The organism is Fibrobacter succinogenes, assembly GCF_902779965.1.
GTDB lineage: Bacteria > Fibrobacterota > Fibrobacteria > Fibrobacterales > Fibrobacteraceae > Fibrobacter > Fibrobacter succinogenes_F.
Genome location: NZ_CACZDK010000007.1, coordinates 74,176 through 90,408 on the forward strand (window position 1 = coordinate 74,176; position 16,233 = coordinate 90,408).

A 16,233-nucleotide genomic window follows, 5' to 3' on the forward strand; every position below is an offset into this window, starting at 1 on the left:
AACTAATCATGCCCGCAGGCATCTCCCTTACAGAATTTTATTTTCCAAAACTTCCTTCGCGTGGTACGTGATGATAATGTCTGCACCGGCACGCTTGAACGCAATCAAGTTCTCGCGAATAATCGCATTTTCGTCAATCCAGCCCATCTTTGCCGCAGCCTTGACCATCGAATATTCACCACTTACGTTGTACACAGCGACAGGCACATTGCTGATTTCAGCCGTCTGGCGAAGCACATCAAGGAATGCGAGGCCCGGCTTTACCATCACGATATCGGCACCTTCTTCCAAATCGAGTTCCACTTCGTGAAGCGCTTCGCGACCATTGCGCACATCCATCTGGTAAGTCTTGCGGTTGCCAAAATGCGGAGCAGAATCCGCCGCATCGCGGAACGGACCGTAAAAAGCACTCGCGAACTTTGCACTGTAACCCATAATCGGCGTATTCGTAAAACCAGCCGCATCAAGCGCTTCGCGGAGAGCCGTGATATGACCATCCATCATGTCACTCGGAGCCACCATATCGGCACCAGCAGCCACCTGCGAAACAGCAGTCTTTGCCAAAAGTTCAAGCGTTGGATCATTATCCACATCGCCATCCTTAATGAGGCCACAATGTCCATGACTCATGTATTCGCAAAGACACACATCCGTAATCACGTACAAACTCGGAAATTTCGCCTTGATGGCACGCACCGCACGCTGCACAATACCATTCTTATCGTAAGCAGATGTCGCCATTTCGTCCTTGTGATTCGGAATTCCAAACAGCAAAATGGACTTGATGCCAAGCTCCACGCAGCTTTCAAGTTCCTTCAGGATTTCGTCAATCGAAAAGCGGAACTGGTCGGGCATGGACGGGATTTCTTCTTTCACACCCTCCCCTTCTACCACAAACATCGGGTAAACGAGAGCATCAGGGTTCACAGCAGTCTCTGCAATCATATTGCGGATAACTTCATTTTTACGTAAGCGACGAGGACGAATAATCATAATTTTAGTAGTCGGTAGGAAGTTAGAAGTAGTCAGTTTGAAATGTCATTCCCGCCACCGTGCGGGAATCTCCTTTTATAAAACAGGATTCAAGCTCAATTATAGTAAATAATGGGGGAAAAGTCCCCCTGATTTCTGTTTCGACAAACAATGCAGAAGTAAGGTTGGTGAGCTTGTCGAACCATCCATCACCCCCTTCCCTAGGAGCTCCGCCCCTAAGACCCGGTAAAGCGAATGCTAGGGCTATGTGCGGAAGTATATCTGCAAAAAATCCAAGAAAATGAATAAAATGTTAAAATTTAACATTAAGACAAGATGTCATTGTAAATGAGGAAAAATTATGACCATCTATTACGGATATCTATTACAAAAAAACTTTGCGACAGTGCAACAATTGTGATTATGAGCCATTATTTAGAAGTCAACATCCATCTAACAGGTCTAGTAGTACTAGTTTTATATTTTTTTATTACATAAATTAAACTGAATAATATATTTTTCTATAATTTATATAGTACAACAACCAGACATATTTTATTAATATATGAAATCGCTATCCGATCTTGCTTACAAAGCAGCTCATTGTTATGTAAACATTCATGAGAAATTTTGGTTTAAATATATTCTTAGTTTTTTTCTTTTTGGAATCCCTTTTTTTCTTTTAGATTTATGCACAAATGCCGGCCTTAGAGATTTTTTAAAAGAAAAATCCACGAGTGAAGTAAAAGATTTTTTCGATAGTAATTTCTGGTGGTTTTATCTGGCAACTGCCGCTATTTCATTTTTAGGAACGAGACTTTACTCATTAGCAAATTATCTTGACAAGAAATCAATCTTTTCTGACGTAAACATAGCGTCCCTTAATATCGTTTGGGAACAACTGGTTGACAACAAAAGAAATCGTTTTGATCAATTGCTTACATCAAAAAAATACACAAAACAAATGTCCAAAGAGGATATATTTAACGAAATAACACGTCCTGATCAACAATTTTTAGCAATTGCACAACTTTTACATGACTACTTTCACAACTCATTCAAACACGCATATAAAGTAAGAATTCTTCAGATTGAAAACAAAAAAGCTTATCAATGGTTGGCAGCAACGCCTCCAGGTCCTGTAACGGATTGTGCAAAACTAAACGAGCCAAAATCAACTATATCGCATTGCATAAAAAAGAAAAAAATGATAATTATCGAGGATATTGCAGATGAAATACAAAAAAACGATTCTCATTATTTAATAACTCACGATATAAAAGAAGAAAAAGGTTCTTTGATATGCATTCCATGCTACTGTGAAAAAAAACGTGATTTTGCAACAATTGTTATTATATGGTGTGATGAAAAATACTTTTTTAAAGAACGAGAAAGAGGAAGAATTGAAACAATCACAAAACAAATTGAAGCAAGAATCAAACTAGAACAAAATCTCTACATTTTAACGGAATAACATATGAAAAAAAAAGATATTGACGGTGCAGCTTTTAGCATAAAAACAAAAACTCCAGTTGCAGATGCAATAACAACAAATTATCTAAACCAAATAAACAGTTCTTTCAAAAGAAGACTAGAAAAAAGAACCTCTTTTTACGAAAATATCTATTTAGAAAAGAACAAATCATTTTGATTTAAAAACATTTCTTTCAATTTATTTTCATTTTCCGAATTCGCGTTCGATTTGCGCCAAATCTTCGGCCCATTCGCTTTGGATTTTTTGTTTGAGCTTCTTGGCAAGCGAAGGGGCGCGGCCCTGCGTGGAAACCGTCACAGCAATGTTTTCACCAAAATCCATGCGGGCAGGCACAATGAAATCGCCATCGAGGTAATCGCAAGCATTATTCACGAGAATGCGGCGAGCGCGTGCATCGTTAGAAACTTGGGCATTGACGGCTGGTTGGTCGGTGCAAATAAAAACCATGAAGACGCCACGGAGGTCGAGCGGCTCGTACGGACGCTGTTTTAGAGTGATGGAGAAAGACTGCTCCGCAGATGCTGAATGCGAGAAACAACTGGATTCTTCACTTCGTTCAGAATGACGATAAAGCGCATTAAATTCGGGGTCGAATTGCGGCGCAACTACAGTAATGCGAGCGCCAGTCGGAATAAGCGTTTTCACCTTGCGCAGAGCAATGCGGCCACCGCCCACCACAAGCACGTTACGCCCTTCAAGATTCAACTCGATGGAGAAGAGATTTGATGTTTTAGACGAAAGACGAGAGACGAGAGACGAGAGATGGTTTTCTTCAACAAGGGCATTATTCTCTTTCGTCTTTCGTCTGCAGCTCGCTTCAGCGAGCGTTCTTTCGTCTAACTGCGCATTGCGAATACCGCACACAACCATACTCGAAAATTCTTTCCAATCGCCAAGGCAAGGCAAAAGCGTAATCGGGATTTGCGGGAATTCCGCCTGCAATTTTGCAACAACACGCGGCACGTCATTCTTTGTATGCTGACCATTCAACAGCAAATACGGCAAGAGAGTCACCGATTCCACATCTTCACGCAAAATGGTCCGCAAGTCATTTTCCAAATCCAAAAGGCTTGTGCTCGCCACACGTGTTCCCGGCAAATCATGGTGCAAGCGGTCGAGAATTTCTTCGAATCCTTTGTACGCACCAGGCAAAATGCAATGATGAGCGATGATGAGAATGGCTTTCATATTTTTAGTAGGAAGTAGACAGTAGGAAGTAGACAGTTAGAAGTGTTAGTGGTTAGGATTCTTTTGTGTAATATTCCACGATTTTTTTCACGAGAGAATCCATCGTTGTTTCGTCAGAGGTAACCGTTTCAAAACCGTACTTGCAAGCTGCGGATTCAGTCATGCGACCGATGCAAAAAGCTTTTTGAGAACTTAGTTGGCAGAACTTAGAACTTAGTATTTTTGAGAAATTCTCGACGGCGCTGGAGCTTGCAAAAACCACAGCATCGGCAGATTCCACGGCTTCGCGTTTCCAATCAGGGAGTTCAGCCACCGGGAGCGTTTCGTAGACAGTCCAACGAGTTGCTTTCGGCAAGAGTTTGAGCAAAGTATCATCAGCGAGATTGCCTTGCAAAAGGAGGATACGGGATTCATCCAAATTCATGGACTCCGTTCCCTTCGACAAGCTCAGGGAACTTGTTAAACCACACTCGTCTCTCGTCTGTAGCGAGTTTACGAGCGTTCTTTCGTCTAAAATGCTTCGAAGAAGCATTCCCAGTCCTTCGCCGGTATGGTCTTCGGGAACGTAATCACAGCGAATACCATATTCGAGCAACTTCTTTTCGGTGATTTTTCCGACACTTGCAATTTTCTTGCCGGCTAAAACGCGCACATCATAGCCAGCAGCGAACAACTGCTTGAAGAAACTTTCCACGCCGTTCGTGCTCGTGAAGGCAAGGATGTCGAAGTTTGCGAGGGAGCCAAAGTCGGCAAAGCAATGCTGATCTGGATCCTTCGACTCCGTTTCACTACGCTCAGGATGACACATAACCAGAGGTTTTTCCAAAGAACGAGTTTCGATCATCGGGGTTTCGATAACTTCGGCGCCGAGAGCCGTAAGGCGTGCGCTAATTTCGCTAGATTGCTTTGCAGCACGCGTTACAACCAAGCGTTTGCCCGAAAGCGGCAAGTTCTTTTTCCAAGCAAGAGTCTTGCCAAGTTCAACAACGCCGCCCATAATCGTAATCGCGGGAGCGGTTACATGTTCGCGGACAATCGTCTCCCCCGCAGTTTCAAGCGTTGCCATCACTGTACGCTGGAACGGAGTCGTTCCTTTTTCGATAAACGCAAGCGGAGTCTTCGGGTCTTTACCGCATTCTATCAAGCGTCGAGCAATAAAATCCATATTGCCAATACCCATCAAAAAGACGAGCGTTCCAGGACAATGAGCAAGCGTCTCGAAATCAAGTCCAACAGGTTCACCAGAAGAAGGCATGGAGATTTCCGCCTTCGCGGGAATGGCAGAATCACTTCCTACTTCCGACTGTCTACTGTCTACTTCTTTCTCATGCCCCGTGATGATATGGAAACTTGTTGCAATTCCGCGATGGCTCACTGGGATTCCCGCATAGGCCGGCACAGCGATTGCCGAGGTCACGCCAGGCACGATTTCAAATTCGACGCCAGCAGCCACGAGTTCCAAAGCTTCTTCGCCTCCACGACCGAACACAAACGGGTCGCCGCCCTTGAGGCGTGCGATGGTTGCACCAGGCATTTCAATGGCGAACTTCACCAAAAGCTTGTTAATTTCGGATTGCTTTACCTTGTGGTGCGTTGGCATTTTGCCCACATCAACCATCTTAGCTTTTGTATTGCACATTCCAAGAATTGCTGGTGAAACAAGACGGTCGTAAACGACGACATCCGCCTTTTCCAAAATCGCATGAGCGCGCAAAGTCAAGAGTCCAGGATCACCAGGACCTGCGCCAATCAGATAAACCTTTCCGAAATTATTTGCTTTTTCCATCAAAATCAAATTTAGAAAATCTTTGGCTCACCGCCAAAAATTCATTTTTTAAAGACAATAGTACATCATGCGGGTGGGGCCCCAGCTCGGAGTGGTTCTCTTTTTTACGGATAATTTCATAAATTTTTTTTCCACTCATTAAATTTTGCCTATATTTTTGGCATGAATAGTTCTAGAGCAAAGCTTCGCGACGAAGTCTATACGCAGATGATGTGTGCCCAGGCACGTCTTTCCAAAGATCAAAACACGCAAATGGGAGCAGTGCTTGTCAGCGCTGACGGTCGAGTTATCAGTACCGGTTACAACGGAGCCCCCGCCGGATTCGACGACGAGACGGTACCCTATACGCGAGAAAAACAACTCCTGGCCTACGACCTTTTGGACGCAGATACAGGCGACCTCATCAGCCATCACGAATTCGAAGCGAATAAATATCCGTTCATGGTCCATGCCGAAATCAACGCGCTCCATTACGCCCGCGGCAAGGTGCCTCCCGGTTCCAAGCTCTATGTGATTGGATTCCCATGCGAACGCTGTTCTCTCGACATCAGCCTTTCAGGCGTTGCCGAAGTGTTCGTGACCAAGGATGATTACGACCCCAAGTCCACGCTGAACAACAGCCGCGACACGGCCTACTACATGTTCGCCCAAGCAGGAATCATCGTGACACTTTGCGGCAAACGCATTCGTCCCGTCGTTTCCAAGCCAAAAAAAATAATTTAATAGCCTTTTTGCTGTTCTTTTTCCGAAGCAATTATTATTTTGTAGATCATGAAGATCAAGCAAAAAGTAAAAATATTTATCAGTATTCTAAGCACCCTATTCTTTTTAGGGTGTGAAGGTTATTATACAAAGATCCATACACTGGACATGACCGTAGCCGAAGCTCCAGAAGTTCACGGTGCAAATACAAACCAAGATTCACATTCTGCTTCATGGCGCATTACAGGCAAAATAAATTCCGTTCAAGAAAAAGAAATCAAAGAAACTACAAAAAGAAACAACGAGCATTCCGAAAACACCTATATTACTTATAAAACAGGCGGTATAGATTTCAGCGGCAAAGCAGATTTTCTCTACAAGGTTGATGGTTTCTTTTTTGGATCCGGTTTGGGATACAGAGATGGAATATACCATCACTTCACTTTTGGAGCAAACCTGCAACACGTTGAATTCGGCCTATTTTTTGGTCTATACCACCAATATATTGAAATGGATTACAACGCTACAAAATGTGACTACGAATACGACTTGTTCATCCAAAAAACTGAAGAATGCGAAGCATACAAAGATAATCAACAAGACTATTTCACAAGTCCATTCATTGGTGCATTTGCAAGTATATATATAGATAAATTCTTTATTAGTTATAGTGCAAGTTTATATTCACCCCGCGTTAAAATTGAAGAGCATAGCCTAGACCTAGCAGCCATCACAACACAGTATATCACAGCGGGAATTAGAATCAACAGATGGATTGAATTAAGCGCAGGTGCATCAATAACTTATATAAACACACCACAGTGGTACTATGGATTTACGGGCGGAATAAGCATCTACGCCATGTAACCGTCAATAAAAGAATTTACATCCCCAATTTAGTCATAAACTATTTACAACTGTTCTTGAATTTTTTGGGCTAGCGCAATGCCCAATTTTTTTGATTGCAGCACAAAATCCACAGTATTCAAATCAAGGTTTCCGACTACTTCTGCACGGAGCAACTTTTCAGATTTTTCGTCCCAGTAAATGCCACGAATTTTTAAAGTCGGAGCAGTTTCAGAATCGAGATGGAATCCGTCCTCATTGCAAACAATTTCTGCAAAACTTGCCACCGGGAATTGACAGCCCGCATTGAGCGCCTTCAAGTAAGACATTTCCGCGGAAGCAATGCAATAAGTCGCGACATCGTTCGCACGAGCGAGAATTTGTGCGAGGTCGCTTCGACCAGGCTCTGCGACCTTTTCCGATAAAGTTTCAATCGCTAAAATTCCCTGACCGCTGGCGGGGAGCACCTGGTCCGTGCTAAAGTATTCCGTCACTTGGTCTGCAAGGCCCATGCGTTTGAGGCCGGCCGCCGCTAGCACAACTCCATCAAGTTCCGCAAGTTTACCAATGCGTGTCTGGATGTTTCCGCGAATCGGCACATATTCCAAATCCGGGCGGAGCGCTTTCAATTGGACGATACGACGAATGCTACCTGTTCCGACGCGAGCACCAGCCGGCAAATCCATAAAGCGAACGCCTGCAGCACCACCGCGCGCAAGGAATGCATCACGCGGGTCTTCACGCTTCAAGACTGCGGCAAGCTTGAACTGCGGCAGCACTTCGGCCGGCATGTCCTTAAGACTGTGAATAGCAATGTCAGCGCGATTTTCGAGGAGCGCAATTTCAAGTTCCTTGATGAACACGCCCTTGCCGCCAAAACTCGAAAGCGACTTGTCCAAACGGCGATCACCTTCAGTTGTCATGGAGACAAGCTCGTAAGGCACGCCGATAACCTCGGCAGCCATCGTTGTCTGAGCCAAGGCCAAAGCACTTTTGCGAGTTGCTACACGAAGTTTCATCGCTCCCCCTAATTACATTTACGAAGACATTTCAAATACGTCAACACGTCTTCGACTGAATTCGAATCTTTTATCTTGTACAAATAATCATTAGCCATTTTTTTGGCAAAGCGTTCATACATCATCTGGATGCGCTTTTTGTCCGCATCAGACACATCTGGGAGCGAGCGCAACAACTTTTCAGATTCTTCATTCGCAGTCGCCACCATTTTTTCGGCAAAGACATGGATATCCTTTGCAATATCGTCCATGCGATACCACTGCATAAAATCTTCGATACCTTGTTGCAAAATCTTTTGCGCAGCTTCAAGCTCAATCATTCGCAAACGACGGTTTTCAGACACAATTTGTTTCAAATCATCAACGCAAACATATTGCACACCGGGCAAATCGCCAATTGAAGATTCCGCATTGCGCGGATTCGCGAGGTCAACGACAAGGCGTTTTGAAGCGGCAGTCTTTTGGGCTACTTCGGTAGATTCCGCGACCTGAATCGCCTTTTCAAATTTTTCCTTCGTGATAATCGGTTCCTGGCTTGCGCTGCAAAGGATTAGCACATCGCTCTTGCCCACAACACTATAGCGGTCTTCGAATCGAACAGGCGTCAAAACATCACCGAACTTTTCCGCATTGGTAAATGTTCTGCTGCTCGCAAAAATCTTCGTCGTATTCTCTTGTACGTACTTTAGCATGAGCGAACCCATTTCGCCAAGCCCCACAATATAAACAGTGCGATTTTCCAAATCGTCAAAAGTCTTTTGCACCTGCTTCATCGCCAAAAACGGGATGTTGCAGCTGAGCTTGCTCAAGTTCGTTTCGGTCTTGATGCGCTTTGTCGTGTGGATGGCGCTCTGGAAAAGTTTATTCAAACTGTTGCCCGTCGCCTTGAGCTGGTGCGCTGTTTCGTAAGCACGGTCGATTTGGTGCAAAATCTGATCTTCACCCATTGCCACGGAATCAAGCCCCGCACACACGTTCATCACATGATGCACAACATCCTCGCCAGCCTTCGTGTAGAAGAACTTTGCAAAATCATCATAGCTCTGGTGCGCAAGTCCGCAAACATAACGAACCAATTCGGCAGTATCCAAATCGCGATCGCTTGCGACATAAACTTCAGTGCGGTTACAAGTAGCAAGAATCAAAAGCTCGTCAAACGGAGAATGACTCAATGCCTCCGTCTTAACGTCCATCGGAATATAAAACTTTTCGCGAATTGCGATTTCTGCCACCTTGTGGCTCATTCCTGCCATATAAATCTTGCGCATGATCCAAAGATAGAAAAAATAAACTCCACCACACGCAATATAGGGGATTTCACTATGACACAAGTACTTTCTTAATTGAAAAATACTTTTTCTTTCAAAAAAATATTATATATAAATTTATAGAAACTGAATTACTTGGCTAGGATATTCAAGAGCATGATAAAAAGAATTTTCTCCAGCGCTATTATTTCGTTAGTTTTCGCATCGCAAGCCAACGCTTGGGATATGGGTACATATGTCGAAAACGCTCAAGCCGGAGAAGGCATCAAAACGGATTCAACGTGGAAAAAAAGCGAAACACAGACTGCAAAAAAAGATTTGAGCATGCAAACGGGCTTTCAAGAAGACAAAGTCAAGCATCATAGCATTTCATTTACATACGGAATACTCACACTTAGCGACTTTGCCGCAATGCACATTTCTGCATTCACAGAACTTTTCTCTTTAGGTCATGAAAAACTTCCCGTATCCATGTATGGAGCTTATTCAATAAATTATGGTTATAAGTTCAATGAAGTCGTAGAAACAGGCTTAATTTTCAATTACGCGCATCCTTTTAAAAAAGGCTCCTTTTACACAATCATGCCTAAAATCAAATTAAATTGCAACTATGAAGGTTATGTCAACCCGTTCGTAGAACTAAATGCAGGAATCATTTTTTCTGATTTTTTACCAGATATTTTTCCGGCATTTCACATCACATTTATAGGAATCGAAATTGGTCGAACATTCCCGATTACTCTTGGCTTACTCGGTTTTGGACAACAAGGCGTTGCATACGCCGGTTTAGGATACAGATTCTAGAAACTCAAGCAAAAAACTTGAAGCTCGTCTTCTTGAGTTCGCGAACGGAATTCAGCACGACAAATTCAACAGAAGATTGTTGTAGCGCGCTCAAGGCATTCACGCAATCGGCAATGATTTGATCCAAAAGTTCCGCAGAATTGGCGTGCATCATCGCATATACGTTGTACGGAAATCCTTCAAAAGACGGACGCTCATAGCAATGAGAAATATGCGGATTCGAAGCAAGAAGCGAGCCCGCTTGCGCAATCAAATCACAAGACTTTACAGGATCCTTCGTAGCTTCGCCACTCAGGATGACGTTACTACCCCTTCCTACTTCCGACTTCCTACTGTCTACTATTCTAAAGCAAACCATTGCGTTAAAAGCAAAACCAGCATCTTGATGCCGCAGAATAGCTCCAAAACGACGCATACGTTTGGCGTCAATATCTTCGCGGAGTTCTTCGCACGAAACGCCCCAATCCTTGAACGGAGTGAGCGAATGCGGAATATCTTCACAAGCCGTGCGAATACGGATTTTGTCAGATTCGGAGAGATCGACCGCAGTCTTCCTGAATTCACTGGATTCTTCCAACCAAGCGTCAACACGAGAAATAATGGTTCCCCTACGCTTCGCTTCGAGGATGACAAGGTTGTCAGAATGACGTTCCGTCCCTCTCTCGTCGCTATTCCTGCCTACTGCCAACTGTCTACTGTCTACTGGCACGCTAGCGCCTTTCATCACCGTATTGATTTTAAACTTTCGCGTTGCCGACATCACATGCACATCGTGCAAATCCGTCTTCGCGCAAACGCGGTCCACAACAGCCTGGATTGCGGATTCATTTTCGGCAATGACCGTAAACCAAACATTGTATTCGTGACTGCGGATGTAATTATGCGTAATCGAGGGTTCGCTCATCACGACGGTGGCAAAATTTTCCATCGCCGTCTGCGCATGCGGTTCTGCAGAAAAATCAAGCGATGACGTCAGAACCTTCCCCGCGCAAAGTCTCGAAATAAAGCCCAGCTTTTTGGAATCGTAAACGCCACCAATACGGCGAATCACGCCAGAGGCGCGCATTTTCTCAACGGCATCGAAAACCGTGGTTTCATCTGAGCCGATTTTTTCCGCAAGGACAGCGTACGGACGTTCCGCCAACGGGAACGCATCCTGAATCACATCGAGAATCTGCTGTTCAAAAGAGTTCATGGATCCTATCGGTCGTGCACTCCCTCCAGGATGACAACCTTCCTACTTCCTACGGTCTACTTCCTACTAAATTCCCACTTCTTCATCCGTCAAATAGCAAGCCGGATCTTCGGCCCAGAAGTCGCCAGTCACCGCTTCGGCACGCGTGCGGAAATTGCCGTTGCACAAATTCAGGAACTTGCAATTCGGGCAACGTCCCTTGAGTATCGGCTTACGGTTCTTGAGACCCGCCATAATCGAGTTCGATTCGTCCGTCCAAATGTCGCCAAAGTTGCGTTCGCGAACATTTCCGAGCGTGATATATTGCGTAAACTGGTCCGGATGCACGTTACCGACGCTATCGATATTGCCAAAAGCCATACCGCTGCGGTTTCCGCCATTGCGTTGGATCAAATCCAGAACAATCTTCGCGCGTTCCGGATCTTCACGTTTCATACGCTGGTACAGATAAACGGCATCTGCATGGTTGTCGACTGTCAAAATTTCTTTGTTCACGCCGCGCTTCTTAAAATCCAAAGTGCGATCGATAATCAAGTCCATCGTCTTGCGGCTTTCTTCGTGATTCAAGTCGTTCTCGACCATCGCACTTCCGCGACCGCTATAGACAAGGTGATAGAAACAAACTCTATCAATGTTTTCCGCTTCGAGCAAATCAAAAATCGCATTCAGGTCCTGCACGTTGTAACGCGTAATCGTAAAACGCAGCCCAACCTTCTGGCCCGTCGCCACACAATTGCGGATACCACGCAAAGCCAACTGGTACGCACCCGGCTTACCGCGGAACTTGTCGTGAGTTTCTTCGCAACCATCCAAGCTGATGCCCACATAGCCCACGCCCATCGCCTTGAGCTTCTGGGCCACATCCGGTGTAATGCAAGTGCCGTTCGTCGAAATCGTCGGACGGATGCCCTTGCTTGCCGCGTAGTTCGCGAGTTCAAAAAAATCCGGGCGCAAAAGCGGTTCGCCACCGCTGAACAACAGCACCGGCACTTTAAATTCCGCCAGCTGATCAATAAGCTTGATTCCCTCTTCGTGCGAAAGTTCGTTCTGGTACTTGATAGCCTCGGAACGAGCATAGCAATGCACGCACTTCAAATTGCAAGTCTTGGTGCAATTCCACACCACCACCGGACCACGGCCCGGACCCACACCGTTCTTAGATTCGTGAGCACGCGGTTCGTAACGAAGAGAATCCCCAAAGTTCGGGGAATCCATCAAAAGCTTAGTAATACTGATCATGATGCGCCAAATGTAGAAATTTTATTCTGCGCTCTGTTGCAAAATCTTAATCTGCTCGTCCGCCCATTCTTCAAAAGTGTCGTCTGCGATATGCGCTTTCACGGACTTCATCAAGTGGATGTAGAAATGCAAATTGTGAATCGCCGCAAGCGTCCAGCCAAGCGGTTCCTTTTCCTTGAAAAGATGGCGGAGGTAAGCGCGGCTATAGTTACGGCAGCAATAGCAATCGCAATTCGGGTCAAGCGGCAAATCGTGCTGGTGCGCAAATTTAGCACCTTTGTAGCGGAGCACACCACGGCTTGTATAAACTAATCCATCCTGTGCGTTTTTCGCAGGCAGAATACAATCGCACATATCCACGCCACGTTTCACAAGCTCTAGCAAATTCCACGGCGTTCCCACACCCATCACGTAACGGGCGCGGTCCTCGGGCAATAAGTTTGTACAAAAGTCAGCGATTTCGTACATTGTCTCGACAGGCTCGCCCACCGAAAGCCCGCCCATTGCATAACCATCCGGTGCAATTTTCTTGAGCGCTTCGATGGACTTCTGTCGCAGTTCCTTATGCATGCCGCCTTGCACAATTCCAAAGAAAAACTGCGGATAGCCATGAATCGGTGGATTCGCCTCCAACCATTCCTTCGCCTCGCGCGTCCACTTGAGCGTGAGCGCAAGCGACTTTTCCGCCTCCTCGACCGTACTCGGGTAAGGCGTGCATTCATCGAACGCCATGATGATATCCGCACCAATTTCGCGCTGCGCATTCATCACGCTTGCGGGTGTGAACAAATGACGAGAGCCATCCAGCAAACTCTTGAACTGGACGCCTTCTTCGGTAATCTTTCGGAACTGCTTTAAGCTCCACACCTGGAATCCACCGCTATCCGTGAGCATCGGCTTGTTCCAACTCATGAACTTCTGCACGCCACCAGCTTCGGCAATAAGCTTTGTGCCCGGTCGCAAGTACAGATGGTACGTATTCGCAAGAATAATTTCTGCATCAAGTTCGCGGATGTCGCGGCTCGTAAGCCCCTTGACCGTCGCCGCGGTACCTACAGGCATAAACACGGGCGTTGTCACGTCTCCGTGCGCCGTATGGATAACACCAAGGCGGGCCTTGGATTTTGCAGATTTCTTTAAAAGTTCAAAAGGGTTTTCGTTCACGAAGCCAAAAATAGAAATCTTCGTCTTTTATTTTTATGGATCCCGTCGCCCTTGCGGGCTCCAGGATGACGACACCGTTACGACTTTTCGAGTTTCGGCATTCTATTTCGCGGGGTCAAATGGCGCATTGCCTTTTTACCCGTATGCGTGGGCAAAACTTTCTGGCTTGCAGAAAGAGTATGCTCAATTTTGTTTTCGCCAAGAGGACGAAACTGTCCCGTTAAGAGATTGTGGTCGATAGCCATAGGAGCTCCTAATGTTTTTGATGGTGATGTAGCTAATATAATATAATTTTTAAAATTTTTTTTGGATGCACCTCACAGATAACGCAAAATTCTCGTATGTTTCATCAAAAGATGCGCTAGAACGCCCATTTTCGAACATCACACTGTAAGCATTGCGCCCCCGAACCTCGTCTCGGGTCCAAAAATAAGCGTAATTTTCAAAAAAGCTAAAATATTCCATGTAGTAATATCCGCCCTGAATTTCGGAGATAAAACCACGCGATTTTAGAGAATCCGCAGCGTTTTTAAGACCACCCACCGATGCAAACAAGCTATCGAAATCAGCTTTGGACGGAAGTTCCCAGTCATCTGGGCAAGCGTTCATCGCCACATTCCATTGGTATAGCCGCCCCTGTTTTTCACAGTAATCATCACTATTATTAAAACACCCAGACCATCCGCGAACAGAATCTGCAACGTTATCCAATTTTTCTTGATAATTGAGATTTTCGGCCATCCATACTCGCCCACCGATATCTACAGTTTTATACGTTTGCTGGTCACGTGAATCGACAAAGAAATTTGCTCGAAATTCCGCACCGGACGGAGTCGAATCAGAGCAGGCCAAAATGCCAACAACAAGCAAAGCGAAGCCACAAATTCCTATTTTATCTTTCATACAATTAAAATAAGTTTTTTAATAGAATTTTTTCATTCTTGCGACAACAACTAAACCTTATTTTCTACTAACAAACAACTCATAACCAATAACAATTTTCTATATTTGTGCGTCGGAACGACGATTTGATGAACAAACCGCCACGGTTAATACGAGGCACTCGATGGACTTGAAAATACTCCCTCAGCCAGACGATGTTACGTGCGGACCGACTAGCCTACACGCAGTTTACTCTTATCTTGGCTATAACATCTCCCTTAAAAAGCTCATTTCCGAAATTGAATTTCTGGAAGAAGGTGGAACGTTAGGCGTTTTCCTTGGTATTGATGCTCTCAAACGCGGTTTCAAGGCTACAATTTATTCATACAATCTAAAGATTTTCGACCCGACCTGGAGCAAGCTCAAAATGCCTGAGCTACGAGAAAAGCTTGTAGCCTTGCACAAGGCAAAACACGCTCCAAAACTTAAAAAGGCCATTGACGCCTATATTAGATTTATTGACTTGGGTGGAACCGTTGCTACGGCAGACCTTCGCGCAAGCATGTTCGAAGGTTACTTCAAGCGCGGCATTCCCGTACTTTGCGGACTCAGCGCCACTTACCTTTACCGCTCCCCCCGCGAATACACAAACGATAAGGACCAATCGGTTTTTGATGACATTCACGGCGAGCCCATGGGCCACTTTGTAGTGCTTTATGGACTTGACGAGAAAAAACAGTTCATGGTCGCAGACCCAGATTGTACCAACCCGATGGCAAACGGCCCTTATTACAAAGTAGACAAATTCCGTCTGATCCACAGCATTTTGCTGGGTGTCATGACGTACGATGGAAACATTCTTGTTGTGGAGAAAAAATGAAGAACGCTCCGGCTCTGATGATTACCTGCGAACACGCGAGCAACGCTCTGCCGGATTTCGTATTGCGCGCATTCCGCGAGAGGGATGGAATTCCTGACGAAGTCCTCGCCTCCCACCGCGGTTATGACATCGGTGCGTACAAAATATTTTCGATTCTTGTGAAGCGCCTAAAGCCGGACTTTCACAGCGCAAGCAAGTTTTCGCGTCTTGTCGTAGACATGAATCGCAGTTCGACCAGCAAGTCGTTCTATTCGGAATATACAGCGAACTTGCCAAACTCAGTTAAAGCGCGCATGCTTAGCCTTTGGGAAAAATACCGTGAGAAAATCGAAAGCTTTGTCGCGGGTAAAATTCCCGAAAAGCAACGCAAAACAGGCAAAGATGCCCCGCCAAAAGTCATTCACTTGGGCATTCACAGTTTTACTCCTGTCCTAAACGATGTCGAACGCGACGCCGACGTAGGGATTCTTTACGACCCCAGCCGCCCCGCCGAAGCAAGAATTGCAGAGAATCTCATCAAGAGCATCCGTGAACGCGCCCCGTGGCTTAAAATCCGCAAGAATTACCCGTACCTCGGCAAATCCGACGGACTCACCACCACACTCCGACAAAAATTCGGACCCGCCTACGCCGGACTCGAAATAGAGATTAACCAAAAGCTGCTGAGCAAGTAACGCCCTGGGGCCCCGCCCGCATGACGTACTTTTAGCATTCTTCATAAAAGCAAAGAACGAAACCTTAAATTCTCGTCTTTTTTCAAAAAACTTACAGTTTTTCCTAATAATCTTATTTA

18 protein-coding genes are annotated in these 16,233 nt (G+C 45.3%); 7 read left to right on the forward strand and 11 right to left on the reverse strand.

Annotated elements, in window-relative coordinates; translation table 11 throughout:
- Positions 1–27: 27 nt before the first annotated feature.
- Positions 28–993: a porphobilinogen synthase gene (hemB, locus tag HUF13_RS05215; protein ID WP_173474139.1), complete on the reverse strand. Its 966-nt coding sequence runs from the start codon at positions 991–993 to the stop codon at positions 28–30.
- Positions 994–1,537: 544 nt separating this feature from the next.
- Between hemB and HUF13_RS05220 the strand changes: the two genes are divergently transcribed.
- Both HUF13_RS05220 and HUF13_RS05225 read left to right on the forward strand, forming a co-directional pair.
- The gene (locus tag HUF13_RS05220) at positions 1,538–2,446 is read left to right on the forward strand and encodes a hypothetical protein (RefSeq protein ID WP_173474140.1); all 909 of its coding nucleotides are present in this window, start codon (positions 1,538–1,540) and stop codon (positions 2,444–2,446) included.
- Between the two features lie 3 nt (positions 2,447–2,449).
- Positions 2,450–2,623 carry a hypothetical protein gene (locus HUF13_RS05225; RefSeq protein WP_173474141.1) on the forward strand — a complete coding sequence of 58 codons (174 nt, stop codon included), beginning with the start codon at positions 2,450–2,452 and terminating at the stop codon, positions 2,621–2,623.
- A 27-nt stretch (positions 2,624–2,650) separates the two neighbouring features.
- On the opposite strand, the gene HUF13_RS05230 is transcribed toward HUF13_RS05225, so the two are convergent.
- Genes HUF13_RS05230 through HUF13_RS05240 form a run of 3 tightly spaced genes read right to left on the reverse strand, consistent with a single transcriptional unit; the run spans position 2,651 to position 5,580 of the window.
- Positions 2,651–3,655 (reverse strand): NAD(P)-dependent oxidoreductase, encoded by a 1,005-nt coding sequence (locus tag HUF13_RS05230; protein WP_173474142.1) that lies wholly within the window; start codon positions 3,653–3,655, stop codon positions 2,651–2,653.
- Positions 3,656–3,707: 52 nt separating this feature from the next.
- Positions 3,708–5,441 carry a uroporphyrinogen-III C-methyltransferase gene (gene cobA / locus HUF13_RS05235; RefSeq protein ID WP_173474143.1) on the reverse strand — a complete coding sequence of 578 codons (1,734 nt, stop codon included), beginning with the start codon at positions 5,439–5,441 and terminating at the stop codon, positions 3,708–3,710.
- Positions 5,425–5,580 (reverse strand): hypothetical protein, encoded by a 156-nt coding sequence (locus HUF13_RS05240; protein WP_173474144.1) that lies wholly within the window; start codon positions 5,578–5,580, stop codon positions 5,425–5,427. Before HUF13_RS05240 ends, cobA begins: the two co-directional genes overlap by 17 nt.
- A gap of 23 nt (positions 5,581–5,603) precedes the next feature.
- Here HUF13_RS05240 and HUF13_RS05245 point away from each other — a divergent pair, with 23 nt between their 5' ends.
- Positions 5,604–6,164 carry a deaminase gene (locus HUF13_RS05245; RefSeq protein ID WP_173474145.1) on the forward strand — a complete coding sequence of 187 codons (561 nt, stop codon included), beginning with the start codon at positions 5,604–5,606 and terminating at the stop codon, positions 6,162–6,164.
- A gap of 48 nt (positions 6,165–6,212) precedes the next feature.
- Positions 6,213–7,010 carry a hypothetical protein gene (locus HUF13_RS05250; protein ID WP_173474146.1) on the forward strand — a complete coding sequence of 266 codons (798 nt, stop codon included), beginning with the start codon at positions 6,213–6,215 and terminating at the stop codon, positions 7,008–7,010.
- A gap of 44 nt (positions 7,011–7,054) precedes the next feature.
- On the opposite strand, the gene hemC is transcribed toward HUF13_RS05250, so the two are convergent.
- Both hemC and hemA read right to left on the reverse strand, forming a co-directional pair.
- Complete coding sequence (gene hemC, locus HUF13_RS05255) at positions 7,055–8,008, reverse strand: hydroxymethylbilane synthase (protein WP_173474147.1); 954 nt, start codon at positions 8,006–8,008, stop codon at positions 7,055–7,057.
- An 8-nt stretch (positions 8,009–8,016) separates the two neighbouring features.
- Complete coding sequence (gene hemA, locus HUF13_RS05260) at positions 8,017–9,276, reverse strand: glutamyl-tRNA reductase (RefSeq protein WP_173474148.1); 1,260 nt, start codon at positions 9,274–9,276, stop codon at positions 8,017–8,019.
- 156 nt (positions 9,277–9,432) lie between these two features.
- Here hemA and HUF13_RS05265 point away from each other — a divergent pair, with 156 nt between their 5' ends.
- A complete protein-coding gene (locus HUF13_RS05265; RefSeq protein WP_173474149.1) occupies positions 9,433–10,080 on the forward strand; it encodes a hypothetical protein in 648 nt (215 codons plus the stop codon).
- A 4-nt stretch (positions 10,081–10,084) separates the two neighbouring features.
- Here HUF13_RS05265 and HUF13_RS05270 read toward each other — a convergent pair whose 3' ends face one another.
- The 5 genes from HUF13_RS05270 to HUF13_RS05290 form a co-directional block, all read right to left on the reverse strand.
- Positions 10,085–11,275: an Lrp/AsnC family transcriptional regulator gene (locus HUF13_RS05270; protein ID WP_173474150.1), complete on the reverse strand. Its 1,191-nt coding sequence runs from the start codon at positions 11,273–11,275 to the stop codon at positions 10,085–10,087.
- A gap of 66 nt (positions 11,276–11,341) precedes the next feature.
- Positions 11,342–12,514 carry a putative heme d1 biosynthesis radical SAM protein NirJ1 gene (gene nirJ1 / locus HUF13_RS05275; RefSeq protein WP_173474151.1) on the reverse strand — a complete coding sequence of 391 codons (1,173 nt, stop codon included), beginning with the start codon at positions 12,512–12,514 and terminating at the stop codon, positions 11,342–11,344.
- A 21-nt stretch (positions 12,515–12,535) separates the two neighbouring features.
- The gene (gene tgt / locus HUF13_RS05280; protein WP_173474152.1) at positions 12,536–13,678 is read right to left on the reverse strand and encodes a tRNA guanosine(34) transglycosylase Tgt; all 1,143 of its coding nucleotides are present in this window, start codon (positions 13,676–13,678) and stop codon (positions 12,536–12,538) included.
- A gap of 77 nt (positions 13,679–13,755) precedes the next feature.
- Positions 13,756–13,923: a hypothetical protein gene (locus HUF13_RS05285; protein WP_173474153.1), complete on the reverse strand. Its 168-nt coding sequence runs from the start codon at positions 13,921–13,923 to the stop codon at positions 13,756–13,758.
- 49 nt (positions 13,924–13,972) lie between these two features.
- A complete protein-coding gene (locus tag HUF13_RS05290) occupies positions 13,973–14,581 on the reverse strand; it encodes an FISUMP domain-containing protein (RefSeq protein WP_173474154.1) in 609 nt (202 codons plus the stop codon).
- Between the two features lie 163 nt (positions 14,582–14,744).
- On the opposite strand from HUF13_RS05290, the gene HUF13_RS05295 reads away from it, so the two are divergent.
- Together HUF13_RS05295 and HUF13_RS05300 are read left to right on the forward strand one after the other, a co-directional pair.
- Positions 14,745–15,440, forward strand: coding sequence for a peptidase-C39 like family protein (locus tag HUF13_RS05295; RefSeq protein ID WP_173474155.1), 696 nt, complete (start codon positions 14,745–14,747; stop codon positions 15,438–15,440).
- On the forward strand, positions 15,437–16,114 hold the full coding sequence (locus HUF13_RS05300; protein ID WP_173474156.1) for an N-formylglutamate amidohydrolase: 678 nt from the start codon (positions 15,437–15,439) through the stop codon (positions 16,112–16,114). Before HUF13_RS05295 ends, HUF13_RS05300 begins: the two co-directional genes overlap by 4 nt.
- Positions 16,115–16,233: the final 119 nt, after the last annotated feature.

Coding starts and splice junctions, on each gene's coding strand:
- hemB (WP_173474139.1), bottom strand. CDS start 993: ATGATTATTCGTCCTCGTCGCTTACGTAAAAATGAAGTTATCCGCAAT.
- HUF13_RS05220 (WP_173474140.1), top strand. CDS start 1,538: ATGAAATCGCTATCCGATCTTGCTTACAAAGCAGCTCATTGTTATGTA.
- HUF13_RS05225 (WP_173474141.1), top strand. CDS start 2,450: ATGAAAAAAAAAGATATTGACGGTGCAGCTTTTAGCATAAAAACAAAA.
- HUF13_RS05230 (WP_173474142.1), bottom strand. CDS start 3,655: ATGAAAGCCATTCTCATCATCGCTCATCATTGCATTTTGCCTGGTGCG.
- cobA (WP_173474143.1), bottom strand. CDS start 5,441: ATGGAAAAAGCAAATAATTTCGGAAAGGTTTATCTGATTGGCGCAGGT.
- HUF13_RS05240 (WP_173474144.1), bottom strand. CDS start 5,580: ATGAGTGGAAAAAAAATTTATGAAATTATCCGTAAAAAAGAGAACCAC.
- HUF13_RS05245 (WP_173474145.1), top strand. CDS start 5,604: ATGAATAGTTCTAGAGCAAAGCTTCGCGACGAAGTCTATACGCAGATG.
- HUF13_RS05250 (WP_173474146.1), top strand. CDS start 6,213: ATGAAGATCAAGCAAAAAGTAAAAATATTTATCAGTATTCTAAGCACC.
- hemC (WP_173474147.1), bottom strand. CDS start 8,008: ATGAAACTTCGTGTAGCAACTCGCAAAAGTGCTTTGGCCTTGGCTCAG.
- hemA (WP_173474148.1), bottom strand. CDS start 9,276: ATGCGCAAGATTTATATGGCAGGAATGAGCCACAAGGTGGCAGAAATC.
- HUF13_RS05265 (WP_173474149.1), top strand. CDS start 9,433: ATGATAAAAAGAATTTTCTCCAGCGCTATTATTTCGTTAGTTTTCGCA.
- HUF13_RS05270 (WP_173474150.1), bottom strand. CDS start 11,275: ATGAACTCTTTTGAACAGCAGATTCTCGATGTGATTCAGGATGCGTTC.
- nirJ1 (WP_173474151.1), bottom strand. CDS start 12,514: ATGATCAGTATTACTAAGCTTTTGATGGATTCCCCGAACTTTGGGGAT.
- HUF13_RS05285 (WP_173474153.1), bottom strand. CDS start 13,923: ATGGCTATCGACCACAATCTCTTAACGGGACAGTTTCGTCCTCTTGGC.
- HUF13_RS05290 (WP_173474154.1), bottom strand. CDS start 14,581: ATGAAAGATAAAATAGGAATTTGTGGCTTCGCTTTGCTTGTTGTTGGC.
- HUF13_RS05295 (WP_173474155.1), top strand. CDS start 14,745: ATGGACTTGAAAATACTCCCTCAGCCAGACGATGTTACGTGCGGACCG.
- HUF13_RS05300 (WP_173474156.1), top strand. CDS start 15,437: ATGAAGAACGCTCCGGCTCTGATGATTACCTGCGAACACGCGAGCAAC.